Annotated in this window: 12 protein-coding genes; 4 read left to right on the top strand and 8 right to left on the bottom strand. The window is 65.5% G+C overall.

The genetic code is table 11. The features are described 5' to 3' along the window. Nucleotides 1-12 precede the first annotated feature (12 nt). The 6 genes from C2U70_RS18740 to C2U70_RS18710 form a co-directional block, all read right to left on the bottom strand. Nucleotides 13-1,392, bottom strand: a complete 1,380-nt coding sequence (locus tag C2U70_RS18740; protein WP_140979905.1) for an amidase family protein — start codon at nt 1,390-1,392, stop codon at nt 13-15. Nucleotides 1,393-1,451: 59 nt separating this feature from the next. Further along, entirely contained in the window at nt 1,452-2,462 is a 1,011-nt protein-coding gene (locus C2U70_RS18735) for a taurine ABC transporter substrate-binding protein (RefSeq protein ID WP_140979904.1), read from the bottom strand. A gap of 35 nt (nt 2,463-2,497) precedes the next feature. Further along, nucleotides 2,498-3,331 (bottom strand): ABC transporter permease, encoded by an 834-nt coding sequence (locus C2U70_RS18730; RefSeq protein ID WP_140979903.1) that lies wholly within the window; start codon nt 3,329-3,331, stop codon nt 2,498-2,500. Further along, nucleotides 3,328-4,626: a M20 family metallopeptidase gene (locus C2U70_RS18725; RefSeq protein WP_140979902.1), complete on the bottom strand. Its 1,299-nt coding sequence runs from the start codon at nt 4,624-4,626 to the stop codon at nt 3,328-3,330. The genes C2U70_RS18730 and C2U70_RS18725 overlap by 4 nt, the downstream gene beginning before the upstream one ends. Before the next feature lie 210 nt (nt 4,627-4,836). Beyond that, nucleotides 4,837-6,018, bottom strand: coding sequence for an extensin-like domain-containing protein (locus tag C2U70_RS18720; RefSeq protein ID WP_140979901.1), 1,182 nt, complete (start codon nt 6,016-6,018; stop codon nt 4,837-4,839). A gap of 397 nt (nt 6,019-6,415) precedes the next feature. After that, nucleotides 6,416-7,264 carry a DUF2147 domain-containing protein gene (locus C2U70_RS18710; protein ID WP_140979900.1) on the bottom strand — a complete coding sequence of 283 codons (849 nt, stop codon included), beginning with the start codon at nt 7,262-7,264 and terminating at the stop codon, nt 6,416-6,418. Between the two features lie 198 nt (nt 7,265-7,462). Between C2U70_RS18710 and C2U70_RS18705 the strand changes: the two genes are divergently transcribed. The 3 genes from C2U70_RS18705 (at nt 7,463) to C2U70_RS18695 (ending at nt 10,421) form a co-directional block, all read left to right on the top strand. Continuing rightward, a complete protein-coding gene (locus C2U70_RS18705) occupies nt 7,463-8,251 on the top strand; it encodes a DUF2147 domain-containing protein (protein ID WP_140979899.1) in 789 nt (262 codons plus the stop codon). Between the two features lie 187 nt (nt 8,252-8,438). Next, nucleotides 8,439-8,753 (top strand): hypothetical protein, encoded by a 315-nt coding sequence (locus C2U70_RS18700; protein ID WP_140979898.1) that lies wholly within the window; start codon nt 8,439-8,441, stop codon nt 8,751-8,753. Nucleotides 8,754-8,918: 165 nt separating this feature from the next. Continuing rightward, entirely contained in the window at nt 8,919-10,421 is a 1,503-nt protein-coding gene (locus C2U70_RS18695) for a FecR family protein (protein WP_186294349.1), read from the top strand. 66 nt (nt 10,422-10,487) lie between these two features. Here C2U70_RS18695 and C2U70_RS18690 read toward each other — a convergent pair whose 3' ends face one another. Continuing rightward, a complete protein-coding gene (locus C2U70_RS18690) occupies nt 10,488-11,054 on the bottom strand; it encodes an NUDIX hydrolase (protein ID WP_140979896.1) in 567 nt (188 codons plus the stop codon). Between the two features lie 66 nt (nt 11,055-11,120). Next, nucleotides 11,121-11,984 (bottom strand): archaetidylserine decarboxylase, encoded by an 864-nt coding sequence (asd, locus tag C2U70_RS18685; protein WP_140979895.1) that lies wholly within the window; start codon nt 11,982-11,984, stop codon nt 11,121-11,123. Between the two features lie 35 nt (nt 11,985-12,019). On the opposite strand from asd, the gene C2U70_RS18680 reads away from it, so the two are divergent. Continuing rightward, the gene (locus C2U70_RS18680; protein ID WP_140979894.1) at nt 12,020-13,684 is read left to right on the top strand and encodes an aminotransferase class III-fold pyridoxal phosphate-dependent enzyme; all 1,665 of its coding nucleotides are present in this window, start codon (nt 12,020-12,022) and stop codon (nt 13,682-13,684) included. Nucleotides 13,685-13,749: the final 65 nt, after the last annotated feature.

Raw genomic sequence — 13,749 nt, 5'->3', positions numbered from 1 at the left:
GGAGGTATCCGGTTAGATTGCAACGCGCCGCAGCGGTTCAGGGCGGGACGCCGCTCCCATGAAAGCGCCCGCAAGATCGGTGAGCAGGCGCTCCCGCCCCGCCGGCGCAAGAAAGGTGACACCATAGGGCACGCCCGCGCCGGTCATCGCGTTCGGGACCGCGATGGCGGCGAGGCCGAGCGGATTGGCGTAGTTCGTGTAGTAGCCGTTGTTGAAGTTGGAGGTCAGCGGATCGCGCGCGACATCCTCGATCCGAAGCACGGTCCCGACCGTCGGCACGACCAGCGCATCATGAGCCTGCCAGAAATCGCGCAGGGAACGCTGCACGTCCTTGACCCGGTAAAGGGCGCGGTAGGCATCGGCCGCGCTAAACCGCCGGCTCCCGGTCACGAGATCGCGCACGATCTGCACGCCGGCCTGCGGATGGGCGTCGAGGAAGGCCCCGACCGAGGCATCCCGCTCGGCCAGGAACGGGCCTAAGAACATCAAATCGTTGATCGAGGTGAACGGCGCGAAGTCGGCAGGCGCGATCGGCAGACCGAGCCGACCGAGCTTTTCAAGCGCAGCGGCGAACAGCGATTCCGTCTCCGCATTGCCAAAGAATTTGAGCTGATCGTGCCGCGGCGTTGCGAGCCTGAGCGGCCGCGCCGGAGACGGTTGCTCGTGCCAGCCCGGGAAATCGATCGGCGAAAAACTATCTTCGGGATCCGGCCGGGCGAGCACGCGATAGACGTCGTAAGCGTCCTGCGGCTCGCGCGTGTAGAGCGAGATCGTATCGAAGCTACGGCAGGCGTAGACCATGCCGCGCTGGCTGAACGCGCCCGGCGCCGGCTTGAAGCCGGTGACGCCGCAATAGGACGCCGGCACCCTGCCCGACCCGCCAGTGTCGGTGCCGAAGGCAAAGGATGAGGTATCGGTGGCGACCGACACCGCCGCGCCCGAGGAGGAGCCGCCGGGAATGTAGGACGGATTGTGCGGATTGCGCGCGATCCCATAGGGCGTGCGCACACCGACCAGCCCGGTCGCGAACTGATCCATGTTGGTCTTGCCGACATAGATCGCGCCGGCAGCAATGGCGTCGGCGACCACGGGGCTCGAGCTTTCGGCCACATAGCCGAATTCCGGGCAGGCCGACGTCGTCGGCTCGCCGGCCACGTCGATGCAATCTTTCACGGAGAATACGAGGCCATAGAGCGGGAGCCGCTCGATCTCGCCGATGCGGGCGTCGAGCGCGCGCGCCGCAGCCAGCGCCTGCGCGGGCTCGACTGTCGATATCCAGACCCCGCTCTGGTCGTCATCCGCCAGGCGTGACAGCACATGCGCGACCACGTCGGACGGCCTGAGCGTTCGATTGCGATAGGCTGTGCGAAGATGGCGAGGCGCAAGATTCATGTCGACCACGGACGTTTCGGGATGGTGAGTGCCGGCGGAGCTACCCGCCGGCAACTTGATCAGCGGCCGATCACCTTCTCGATATAGGCCGGCTGGATGAAGGCTTCGAAGTCGGAGCGCGGCAACAGCTTCGGCAGGCGCTCCTGCTTCACCAGGAAATCGGCCGTTGACACCAGCGTGTCGACGAACTTGCCCTTCTTTGCGGACGTGCCGAGATATTCGTCCGTGAGCTGCTTGTTGCAGGGAACCATCCCGGTCCCCTTCATCATACGCGTCGCGTCCGCGAGCGGCAGGGAGAGCTCTTCCGCGATGATCTCCGCCGTCTTGTCAGGATTCTTCAGCCAGAAGTCGATGCCTTCGCATTCGGCCTTGATGAATTTTTCGACGTAGGACGGATATTTCTCGGCGAAGGCATTCATCACCACGCCGATGTCCCAGGTCGGATAGCCGCGTTTCGTCATGTCACCCGAGGTGATCAGGATACGCCCGCCATTCTTCACGGCCTTGTCGAGATTCGGCTCCCAGAACCAGGCCGCGTCGATGTCGCCGCGGAGCCAGGCCGCGGCGATGTCCGACGGCGCGAGATCCAGGATCTTCATCGAGGACGGCTCGACGCCTTCGTCCTTCAGCGCCTGGAGCAGAAGGTAATGCGTGGTCGAGCCGAACGGCGCCGCCACCGTCTTGCCCTTCAGGTCCTTGAGCGAGGTGATGTTCTTGTCGGTCCGCACCACCATCGACTCGACATAGTCGAGCAGGTTGATGACAAGGATGCCCTTGATCGGCAGGGCGCGGGTGGCGCCGATCGCGGTCGGCGGATTACCGAGCCCGCCGAAATCGACGTCGTTCCCAGCGATGGCGCGTAGCATGTCGCCACCACCGCCGACCTTGACGTATTTGATCTCGACACCGGGCATCTCCTTGGCGAGCAGGCCGAGATGCTTTGTGACGAGCTGGGCGTTGACCAAGTTGAGGTAGCCGACGGTCACCTTCGCCGGCTTGTCTTCGGCACGCGCCGTGAGCGTCATCGCCAGCGTGGCGATGGTGAGCGTTACTAAGAGTCTCTTCATCATGCAGGTCTCCCCTCGAACAAGAAACGAAAACGTCCTCACGCCCACGGCATCAGCGCCTTGGCGATGCCGCGCATGATCAGGTCGAGCACGACACCGGTCAGGCCAAGCACGATCAGGCCCATGATCACGACGTCGGACAGCAGGAACTTTGCGGCGTCCCAGATCATCCAGCCGATGCCGGCGGATGCGGCGACGATCTCGGCGGCCACCAGCACCGTGTAGGTGAAGCCGAGCGAGATGCGCATGCCGGCGAGGATCAGCGGCCCCGCCGCCGGCAGGTAGACGTGGAACAGCAATTCGCGGCGACCCGCACCGAGCGATTGCGCGGCGCGCACATAGACGGGATCGACGCTCGTCACCGCCTGGATCGTCGAGATGACGATGCCGGGCAGGCCTGCGAGGAACAGCAGCGACAGTTTTGAGCTTTCGCCGATGCCGAGCCACATCACCAGCAGCGTGTAGAGGCCGAGCGGCGGCAGCGGCCGGTAGAACTCGATCAGCGGATTGAGCAGCGCCCGCGAGCTCCGCGACACCCCCATCAGCACCCCCAGGGGAATGCCGATGAGGCAGGCGAGCGCAAAGGCCACGAGGATGCGATAGAGGCTCGCGCCGAGGTGCTGCAGCAGCGTCGCGCCCTGATATCCCTTGGTCATGGTCTTGACGAAAGCGGCCCACACGGCCTGCGGCTTCGGCAAGAACAGCTCGTTGGCCCAGCCCATCTGCGTGACCACGATCCACGCGGCGAGCAGCATCGCCACCGTAAGCGACGACAGCAGGAACGAGCGCGGAATAGCCGGAAGCCGGAGCCTGACGTTATTCACGCGGCCGGGACTGATCGGGACGGCCATGGGACTTGCCTCGACACTCATGAGCGAACTCCCAGGATCTGCATGATGGTCAGCGCATAGATTCGCGTCGCCATCACCGACTTCGTGATCGAGATGTTTTCATTGTCGACCGCCCAGCCGTCCTCGCCCGGCCCGAAGGTCACGGCATTGATCCCGGCCTCGCGGAAGCGGATGGTGTCGTTGAAGGCGTTCTTGCGGTTGACGCCGGGCTCGCGGCCCATCAGGCGCCGATAGACGGCGCGCAGCGAGCGGCAGGGCTCTTCGTCGGTCGGCACCGGCTCGGTGGCTTCGACGAACAGCGATCCCGGCACCTGGCGCACGGCAACGCTGACGTCGTTGATACCAGCAAAGGTCTCGCGCCCGACGCGCTCGATGTCGGCGATCACGCTCGACAGCGTCATGCCGGGTACGATGCCGACGACCGCGAGCGTGATCGTGCAGGCATCCGGCGAGAACTGCATCTCGCCGGGCAGTCCGGCGCGAATGCGCACCACCGAGCAACACGGCGGCGTGTGCCCCATGAACTTGCTGGGCACGTGAGTAAAGGCCATGCTCTGCAGCGTCGGCAGCAGCTTTGCCGCCTCCATGATGGCGTTGACGCTGATGTCGGGCCGCCAGATGTGCGACTTGATTCCCTTGACCGTGACCTCGATCAGGCAATGGCCGGAATTGGCGACCGAGAGGTTCATGCCCCAGTCGCCGGAAACGTCGCCCCACGCCGTGGGCTCCGCGGTGATCTCGTAGTCGGCGGTGAGGCCGACCTCCTTCAGCATGTAGATCGAGCCTTCGGTGCCGTTGCGCTCCTCGTCGACGGTGTAGCAGCACATCAATGTGCCATCGAGCTTGACGCCGGCTTCGACCAGCGCCTGCACCGCGAGCAGCGAGGCGGCGAGATTGCCGCGCGTGTCGGACGTTCCCCGCGCATAGAGCAGATCGCCATGGCGCGTGGCCTTGAATGGATCGAAATCCGTCATGTGCCACTTCTCGGGCTCGACCACCGGATAGGTGTCGAGGTGATCGTTGAGGATCAGGGACGGCGTACCCTCCCGCCCCCGGAGCACGCCCAGCACGTTGGGCCGATGCGGTTGCGCGCTGTGCTTGGTGACCGCCATGCCGAGGGCTTCGAGCTTGCCGGCAACCAGCATCGAGATCGCCTCCTCCTCGGCCGACGGCAGGTCGGGATCGAGCGGATTGCCGGATCGCGGCTGGCCGGTGCGGATCAGCTCGGACGCCAGTGCGAGCCAGCGCTCCTCCGTGATGCGCGACAGCACGCGCTCTTCGAGATCGGAGGACGGCAAGGTCGCGCGCATCTGCATGGCGGGTTCCGGTGACGCTGGGCGCTGCCGCGCCTGTTGGCTCTGACACCGTCATTGCAGCGTCCGTGCCAATCTCCTGCCGGACCCGACCGGGAGCGATTATCCAATGAAGTTCAAGCGCTTGAGCGAGAAACGGCGCGATGCAAATATTTGCGCGCCAGATGCACTTTGCCGAAGACGCGGCGCTTTCGGAACGCCGCGCGCCAGACGCTAATCGTCCGCGTATTCGTCTTCCTCGTTGACCCTGTGCTTGCTGCGCATGTCCTTGCGGCCGAGCGAGCCGGTCGTATAGGGCTCGCGCGACGACGCGTAAGGATTGCGCCCGCTCGCACGCCCGGCGACCTCTTCGCCTGACACCGCGGCCGGCTGGCAGATCAGGCGGCGGCTGGCGCGGCGCATCAGGTCCACGTGGATATGATCGTAGTGATAGACGTTCGACCCTGGCGCGAGCACGGTGGTGAAGTGCGCGCAGGCGCCGGCCTGGACGTCGCGCAAAAATCCCTGCTCTTCCGGCATGCCGCGCCAGCCGTCCTTAACGGTGACGCGGCGGCCATCGGCGAGCGTGAAAGCGGCGATGTCGAGCGCATTGCCAAAGGCGTGCTCGGAGATATGGGCGCGCGAATTGCCGTTCATGCCGCGACATGAATAGGCGGAGATCTGCTTGATCTCGACCACGCGCTGGCCAAGCCACCGCATCGCCGATGGCTGCACGGTGTCGGCGAGCCAGCGGTCGAGTTCCGAGACGATCGGGCACGCCAGCGTCGCCGTCGGCTTCACCACGACCGGTCCGACCGCAGTGACCGGCGATCCCTGCGCGGGTCCGGGACCGAGGCGCGGTACCGGCTGCTGCTCCGGACGCTGCGAATAGGACGGCGGCGGACGCGTGGGATAGCTCGGCGCGTTCATGTAGCGGGCGGCGCCGGCGGCATCCGTGCCGTCGGGCGGCAAGTCGATCTCATCCTCCTCAGGCGGCACGCCAGGCGCGCTGAGCGAGATCGGGCCCGACGAATTGCCATAGCCGGAGGGCTGGCGCACCGCGGTTTCGGGATAGTTCGACGGGCGTGAATAGGTCGGTTGCGATGTCGGCCAGCGCGGCTGGTTGCCGACCGTACCAGGGGGACGCAGAGTTTCGTCGGCGAAACCAAGACTGCTGCCGGCTTCGCCGAGGGCCGCGACCTTCAAGGGATAGTCCGCGCCGCACATACCGGGTCCGGAGATCGGATCGATGCGGACGATGTCGGGGCTTTCCTTGACCGCGCCTGATTTCAGGCAAGCGGCTTCCGCCTCGCCCCGCCACGGCTCGCGCTCGGCCTGGAAGAAGCCGCGCCCGCAACCTGCTAGCGATACAAGGACGATGGAGCCGACGAGATACAAACGAACTCCGCGCGTCATGCGGGCACGTTGGGCGAATATATTTAAGGACTCTTCAACGCGTTGATTTCACGTTTCTTTAACCATGCGAGCCTGTGGACCACCGGGCGAGCGACAGCAAGGCTGACTTTTTGGGAGAGCAACTCCCTGTTAACCTCGAAAACTGCGCTGATACCGCGCGATATGAGGGAGCCCTGCATGACGTTCGGTGTGAGACTGAGCGTTGCCACCGCGTACCTCGCAATGGCCTTTGTCGGAGCAATCGTCCTCGGCGTGATCTAGTCCGCTTTTGAGTGTCGCATTGACATGACGCCCGGCGTCGCTGGTGTTTCCGGCCGTCGGGCGTTTTGTTGTGTGATCAGAAGTTCGAGCAACATGATCCGGTCCTGGAGGGCCCTCCAGGAGAGGGTGGCATCGACTACGACCGTGCGCCGCTCCACTGCCGCTGTGTCGTCAGCAGCTTGCCCTGCCGCTCCTCGATCCGCGTCCAGTCGTTGCCGGAGCAGAAGAAGCGGCCGAGCGCGCAGGCTTCGACGTGGAGCCGGTTCGCGCTCTTCAGCGTCATGGTCGCATAATAGGTGTTGCCGGTGTCGCGACTGTAGACGCTGCCGCTCCAGACGGAGGCTGATTTCGACTTCATGTTGACGAGCACGCTCTCGCCCTTGTCCGAGGCGGTCTCGGTCAGCGCGTAGCCGCAGAGCGCGGTACCGCAGCGCTCGATGCGGACGGTGCCCTTGCCTTCGGCGGTTTCCCATTGGCCGAGCGGCAGGTCGGCGGGATCATCCTCGGTCCGCTGCGAGACCGGCGTAACGTCCGCTTTGACCGGAGGCGGAGGCGCGAGCGACGACGTCTGCGGCAACTCGAACTTCGGCGGCTCGAGCTTTGGCAACGGCGGCAATGTGACGTCCTGCGCGGTGGTCGACGCAAGCACCGGCGCTGTCGGCGGCGGAGGTGGTGGCGCCGCGGCAATGATCGGCGCAGCCGGCTTTATCGCGGCGGGTGCGGGCGCTGGCGCGCAGGCTGGCGCTGATGCCGGAGCGGCCGCCGGTGCCGGCGGACTCACGGGGGCGGCAACCGGCGCGGCCACCGGCTGATCTCTCGGCTCGGACTTGCGTTCGAAGGACTGCACCGAGACACACGAGCTCGACCTGCAATTCCGCGGCGCCTCGATATGGATGTGCCGGCCACCGATCACAAAGGAGTAGGACCCGGCATTGGCGGATGAGCTGATCGCCATCAGGACGATGAACATTCCAAAGCGTTTCATCGCAGCCTCCCAGAAGATGGCTGGAACGATACGGGAAGGTCATGCGGGCTGAATGTGACCTGGCTCACCTTGTTGCTGGCGGACCGGGCGGAGCGTCGTGACGTCGGTCACAGAAGGCGTGCGGCAGGCGGCGTAGGGTCGAACCACGCATCCGGTTCCACCGACTTCAGGCCATCACGAGCATCTTGGGAGGCTATCATGAACAAGCTCAGTATCGCCGCCGCCGCTCTTTTCCTTGCATCGACCGCCGCAGCACATGCCGGCAGCTCGATCTCCTTCCAGATCGAAGGACAGAAGATTCACATCCAGGCGCCGAAGAACTGCGCCTCGCTCAACTGCGTCACCATCTTGGCGCCCGGCCTGTCGGACAAGCCGATCACGCTGAAGAACATCGACCTCAAGGGTTTTGGTTCGAAGGATGACGACGACGTCGCCTCGAACAGCACGACGACGCCCGCGCCCGCACCAGTCGCTCCGCAGCCCGCGCCGCAGACCCAGGTGCAGGCGCCCGCTCCCGTTGCCCCGACCGTCACCGCGCCAGCCGCGCCGTCCACCACCGTGGCCGCTGCAACGCCTGGCGTCGGCTTCGACACCACCACGACGACGACTGCTCCCGCGCCCGTCGCTCCTCCGGCTCCCGTTGCTGCGCCGGCAGTGACCGCTCCGGCTCCGGTTGCCGCTGCGCCTGCCCCGGTTGTCGCGCCGACCACGCCGCTCGGCATCTGGGCGACCGAAGAGAACAAGGGCAACGTCCGCGTCGAACAGTGCGGCACCAATCTCTGCGGCTATGCCGAGAAGACCAACGAGAAGATTTTGATCAACATGCGTCCTGACGGCGCCAAGTGGACCGGCCGCATTCATGACCCCGACTCCGGCCGCAACTACGACTCGACGATCGCGATGAAGGGTCCGAACGCACTGCGCGTGCAGGGCTGTGCTTTCGGCGGCATGTTCTGCGGCGGCCAGACCTGGAAGCGCGTCAGTTAATACGAGACATCCGAGGCGCGCGACGAGCGCGCCTCGGATGCTGAAGAGTGCGTTAACGAAACAAAAGCCGCGTGCGACGAAACCATTTTACGTTTGCACGACAAATTCCTGAAACGACCTGCCCCTACTTGTCCCGCCCGACGAAGCGCCGCGACCGGCGCCTCACAAGTTCCAAGGGGACAACAGAATGGCTTTCATCGCTTCGACGATCCGCAACTGCACCATGCTCGTGGCTGCGACCTTCATGCTGGGCGCGCTTTCGACGGCGGCCCTCGCCTACTCGCAGGAGCAGGAGCAGATGTGCACCGGCGACGCGATGCGCCTCTGCAGCTCCGAAATTCCCGACGTCGATCGCGTGACCGCCTGCATGATCCGCAACCGTTCGCAGCTCAGCGACGGCTGCAAGGCCGTCTTCCGCCCCGAGCCCGCGGCGACGCCCGCCAACTACTCGCCGGCAAAAGCTTCCAAGCCGATGAACATCAATCCGCACAAGCGCGGCTGATCCAACATCCCGGCATGATGATGGCGCCACGTCCCGAGAGACCGGGGCGTGGCGTTTGCTCGTGGATGGCGCTTGTGACACAAGCGTTCATCCGCCGTTCAGCCGGCCCCGGCTGAAATCCGACGACCTCGCCTGTTTCCGACCGGGACTCTCCTCGTGGCATTGATGCTGGCCTGGCGCCGCTGCGCCTCTCCGTTGTTGGCGCTTCCGTTGCTGGCGCTTGTCTTGATCGGCACGCGTGATGCCCATGCGTCCGAGCAGATCGAGCTCGCGCAGGCCCAGCCGCAGGCGCAACCGACACCTCAGCCGACACCGGCGGCACCGCAAGCCCCTGCCGCCGCAGCACCTGCAGCCGAGCCCGTCGAGGAGCCGATCGGCAACGTGGCGACGGTCACGGGGATCGCGACCGTGATCCGCAACAAGAACTCGATCGCGCTGAAAGTCCGCGACGACATCTATCTCAACGACACCGTGCAGACGGCGTCGAGCTCAGCGCTCAGCATCACCTTCAACGATTCCACCACGTTCAATCTCTCGGCCTCCTCGAAAATCACCATCGACAATTATGTCTATGAGGACGGCGGCAAGCAGAACGCGGCGATTTTTGACGTCGGCAAGGGCACGGTGGCCTTTGTCGCCGCGGCGGTGGCCAAGACCGGCGACATGACGATCACGACGCCGACAGCGACGCTCGGCATTCGCGGCACCACCGGCGTCGTCGAGGTACCGGAGGGTGTGAGCGCGACGGCAGCCGCGGCCAACAACGTCAACATCAAACTCTATCCCGATGCCGACGGGCGGGTCGGACGCATCGAGGTCAACGATCGCACCAGCGGCGGCCGGCTCGGCTTTCTGACCCAGGCGTCCAGCGGCTTTGCGATCCGGCCCGGCACCGGCGGCGTGCGCTTCGCCGCCGTGCCGATCACCATCGCGCCACAGCAGATCGCGCGCGATCAGGGTTTTGTCCGCCAGGTGCATCTGGCGCAGACCACGGGCCGGCAGATCGTCACCGAGCAGCGCGACTTCCGCCGCGCCAATCCGACCGTGCTCAATCCCAACCGCCCGCAGCGTTCGGGACCGCCGGGTCAACCGCCGCAGCAGCAACAACGCCCGAACGCGGTGCCGGCACAGCCGGGACAGCAACAGCTTCCGAACGGACAGCCGGGCCAGAGGCGTCCGGGCCAGCAGACGCCGCCGGGTGCGCCTAACCGCCAGGGCACGCAGCCACCGCAGCGGCAAGGCGGCGCCGTGCAGCCGGGCACGCCGCGCGCGGGACAAGGCACGCCCCGCGCAGGACAAGGACAGACTCCGGGCGCGCCGCGTGCGGGCCAAGGGCAGCCGCAAGGCACCGGTCAGCCAACGGGCACGCCGCCGCGCGCAGGCCAGACCACGCAGCCCGGCGGCACGCCGCCTGCGCAATTGCCGCGCACTGGTCAGACGCCGCCGCAGCAAGGCGGCACCACGCCGACGCAGCCGGGCGTGACGCCTCCATCACAGACGCCGCGCACGGGATTGCAGCCCGGACAAGGCGGCGCGCCGGCAGCGCTCCCGGCGCCGCAGGGCGGATTACGTCAGCCCGGATTCCAGCAGCGCCTGCCCGGTGCACAGCGACCTGTCGCAGCGCCGCGCAAGCCGGCACCGGCGCCGAAGGAGAAGGAGCGGCGTTAGTTCGTCACTGGATCCGCAGCGACGGTGCACTCCCTCTCCCCGCTTGCGGGGCGAGGTAAAGAAGGATCACGCCTCTCCGCGCAGCCAGGATTTGACCTTGTGCAACAGACCGGGACGCTCCGTGACAGAAGCAGCTTCGGCGGGCGTCAGGGTCTGCATGGTGGCATCGATGGCGTCGGCCGCGAGCGGCGGCGTTGCCTCCATCTCGATCGCTGACGTGATGCCGGCCGCCGCGAGTGCGATCGGGCCGACATGGCTCAGAAACGCGCGCTCATATTCGCGCGAGAGGCGCTTGAGGGCCTCGTCCAGCGTCACCCAGTCCACCGCCTTGATGTCGTTCGAGAGCTTGCGGACCGGCGCGCCGCCGGCTTCCATGCGCCAGAAGTGCACGACCTTGGTGCCACCGCCCATCTGATAGGCGAGCGTGCCCACAAACTCGTGCACGACGACATCGTGGCCGGTCTCTTCAAGCACCTCGCGATGCGCGGCTTCCCTCGGCGTCTCGCCGTCGTCGAGCTTGCCCTTCGGCAACACCCATTCATTGCGCTTGCGCTGGCGCACGACCGCGATCAGCGGCGTCTCGCCCCGCCGCAACACGATTCCACCCGCCGCCATGACCGGCGCCCGCGCCATCTCTCAAATCCACCGTTCGAACCGTCCCGCGAGAGGATATAGGCGGCCGGCGCGGCAGATTGAAGGCTACTTTCTTCTCAGCAGCGCCTGACCCGCGCGGATGCGCGTACCTTCCGCGATACCGTCGCAGAACGTAAAATCGCCCGGCGCGAGGATGATGATCGTCGAGCCGTGCTCGAACCAGCCGAGCTCGTCACCCTTCCTCACGTTGACGTCGCAGGGAAAGTTGACCGGTCCGCGCGTCTGCGCGTTCAAGACCCTATCGAGGAAATGCAGGCGGATGCTGGCCACCAGAATCGCCGCAACCGGCACCAGCGTCACCGCCTCGCCGGAGCTGAGATGCGTGCGGATCACCGCGCGCTCGTTCTTGCAAAACAGACGCTCCACCCGCTTCAGCGCGATCGGATTGACGTTCCAGACGTCGCCATGGATCAGCGTCACGCGCTCGATATGCGCGTCATAGGGGGCGTGGAAGCGATGATACATGCTCGAGGTCAGCCGCACCGTGAGGAAGGATCCGTTGCGATGCTGCTCGACGAGGGCGGGGTCACCGACGAGATCGAGCAGCGAATACGGCGCGCCCTTGACCTGGAACAGCTCGGTGTCGGCGATCCTGCCGTGGGCACCAACGATGCCGTCCGACGGACTCGCGACGATCCCAGGATCCATGTCGAAGGGACGCAGGCCGGGCTTGAGCTCGCGGGTGAAGCAATCGTGCAGGCTCTTGAAGTGAGTCTTGCGCGCCTCCGACAGATCGAGATCGGAGAACAGCTTCCACAGCGCGATCGAGACATCCCGCACCAGCGGGTTCTCGATCTTGGAGAACCAGCCCATGAAGCGGGTCAGCGCGGCGCGGGGGATGCGGTTGGTGAGCAGGAAATTGAGGTCTTCCTGCTGGGTGAAAGAGGCGATGAGGGCTTTGACTGTCATGAATCTGTCAGCTCGCAGTATTAGCGCTTGTTGTCATGGAAACGACACTCCCGATTCTCTCATTGTCCGTGGCCGCCGCAGCGTCCGCTGCCGCTGTCTTCCCGAAGCTGAAAGCGCGAGTCGAACTCTCCCGCGCCAAACATCGCTCGCTCGCCGGGCATTCCAAGATGTCGCGCCGGGTGGCAAAGCTGCTCCCGTTCTACGAGTTCGAAGGCGACACATACTTTGCCTGCGACGGCGCGCCCGTGAATGTCGCGGCCCAGCGCAAGGACGCGTTCTTCCGTCTCGCCAAGCTTTACGCCGAGCGTTACCCCAAGGGCCGCGCGATGACCAAGGAGGCGGTCGAGACGATCTCCGACCTGCAATTCACCGAGACCTACCGCGTGCCGTTCCAGTTCTCGCGCCTCGTCCGCGAACATCTGGGCACCTCGACCTTCATGGAGTCCTCGAGCGGTGTCACCGTCACTGACGTCGACGGCAACACCTCCTACGACCTCACCGGCTCCTACGGCGTCAACATTTTTGGCAACGACTTTTACAAGGAGTGCATCGAAGGCGCCGAGAAGCGCGCGCATGCGCTGGGGCCGGTGCTCGGGCCCTACCATCCCGTCATCCTCGAAAACGTCGCGCGGCTCCGCCAGATCTCGGGGCTGGACGAAATCTCCTTCCACATGTCCGGCACCGAGGCCGTGATGCAGGCCGTGCGGCTCGCGCGCTACCATACCAAGCGCACGCATCTCGTCCGTTTTGCGGGGGCCTATCACGGCTGGTGGGGCGACGTGCAGCCCGGCGTCGGCAACCCCATCGCCGCGCACGAGACCTATACGCTCGCCGAAATGTCCGAGAAGACGCTGCACGTGCTGCGCACGCGCAAGGACATCGCCTGCGTGCTGGTCAATCCGCTGCAAGGCCTGCACCCGAACAGCAACGCGCCCGGCGATTCCTCGCTGGTCGATTCCTCGCGCGGCGGCAACTTCGACCGTGCGACCTACACCGAATGGCTGAAGCAGCTCCGCGAGGTCTGCGACCAACGCGGCATCGTCCTGATTCTTGACGAGGTCTTCGTCGGCTTCCGCCTCGCCGCCGGTGGCGCGCAGGAGTATTTTGGCGTGCGCGCCGACATGGTGACCTACGGCAAGAGCCTTGCCGGCGGCCTGCCGGTCGGCGTCGTCTGCGGCAAACGTGATCTCATGCGGCGCTTCCGTGACGACCGCCCCGCCGACATCTGCTTCGCGCGCGGCACCTTCAACTCGCATCCCTACGTCATGACGGCGATGGACGAGTTCTTGAGCCGGCTCGCCAGCCCGAACTTCCGCGCAATCTATGACGGTCTGGATGCGACCTGGGACGGCCGCACGCAAAAACTCAATCAGATGATGACCGACGCCGACCTGCCGGTGCGGTTCGCCAACTTCTCGTCGATCTGGACGGTCAAATACACCACCCCGTCCCGCTACAACTGGATGCTGCAATATTACCTGCGCGCCGAGGGCCTGTCGCTGAGCTGGGTCGGCACCGGACGGCTGATCTTCAGCTTGAACTACAGCGATGCCGACTTCGCCGAAGTCGCCGAGCGTTTCGTCCGCGCCGCCAAGAAGATGAAGGCCGACGGCTTCTGGTGGCACGACGGCGCGCTCACCAACAAGCAGATCAAGCGGCAGATTTTGAAAGAAATGCTCGCCAGGCGTTTTGGGCGCTGAGGCCGACGCGAGCACCGCTCTCTCCTCCCCCTCTCCCCGCTTGCGGGGAGAGGGTTGGGGTGAGG

The organism is Bradyrhizobium guangdongense (assembly GCF_006483445.1).
Lineage (GTDB): Bacteria > Pseudomonadota > Alphaproteobacteria > Rhizobiales > Xanthobacteraceae > Bradyrhizobium > Bradyrhizobium guangdongense_A.
Note: the sequence above shows the minus strand (reverse complement) of the source record. Positions and strands in the feature narration are given on the sequence as shown.

Bases quoted from the DNA above. Each gene is read 5' to 3' on its own strand.
- C2U70_RS18700 (WP_140979898.1), top strand. From the start codon at position 8,439: ATGGCTTTCATCGCTTCGACGATCCGCAACTGCACCATGCTCGTGGCT.
- C2U70_RS18690 (WP_140979896.1), bottom strand. From the start codon at position 11,054: ATGGCGCGGGCGCCGGTCATGGCGGCGGGTGGAATCGTGTTGCGGCGG.
- C2U70_RS18695 (WP_186294349.1), top strand. From the start codon at position 8,919: ATGCTGGCCTGGCGCCGCTGCGCCTCTCCGTTGTTGGCGCTTCCGTTG.
- C2U70_RS18720 (WP_140979901.1), bottom strand. From the start codon at position 6,018: ATGACGCGCGGAGTTCGTTTGTATCTCGTCGGCTCCATCGTCCTTGTA.
- C2U70_RS18735 (WP_140979904.1), bottom strand. From the start codon at position 2,462: ATGATGAAGAGACTCTTAGTAACGCTCACCATCGCCACGCTGGCGATG.
- C2U70_RS18725 (WP_140979902.1), bottom strand. From the start codon at position 4,626: ATGCAGATGCGCGCGACCTTGCCGTCCTCCGATCTCGAAGAGCGCGTG.
- C2U70_RS18740 (WP_140979905.1), bottom strand. From the start codon at position 1,392: ATGAATCTTGCGCCTCGCCATCTTCGCACAGCCTATCGCAATCGAACG.
- asd (WP_140979895.1), bottom strand. From the start codon at position 11,984: ATGACAGTCAAAGCCCTCATCGCCTCTTTCACCCAGCAGGAAGACCTC.
- C2U70_RS18705 (WP_140979899.1), top strand. From the start codon at position 7,463: ATGAACAAGCTCAGTATCGCCGCCGCCGCTCTTTTCCTTGCATCGACC.
- C2U70_RS18730 (WP_140979903.1), bottom strand. From the start codon at position 3,331: ATGAGTGTCGAGGCAAGTCCCATGGCCGTCCCGATCAGTCCCGGCCGC.
- C2U70_RS18680 (WP_140979894.1), top strand. From the start codon at position 12,020: ATGGAAACGACACTCCCGATTCTCTCATTGTCCGTGGCCGCCGCAGCG.
- C2U70_RS18710 (WP_140979900.1), bottom strand. From the start codon at position 7,264: ATGAAACGCTTTGGAATGTTCATCGTCCTGATGGCGATCAGCTCATCC.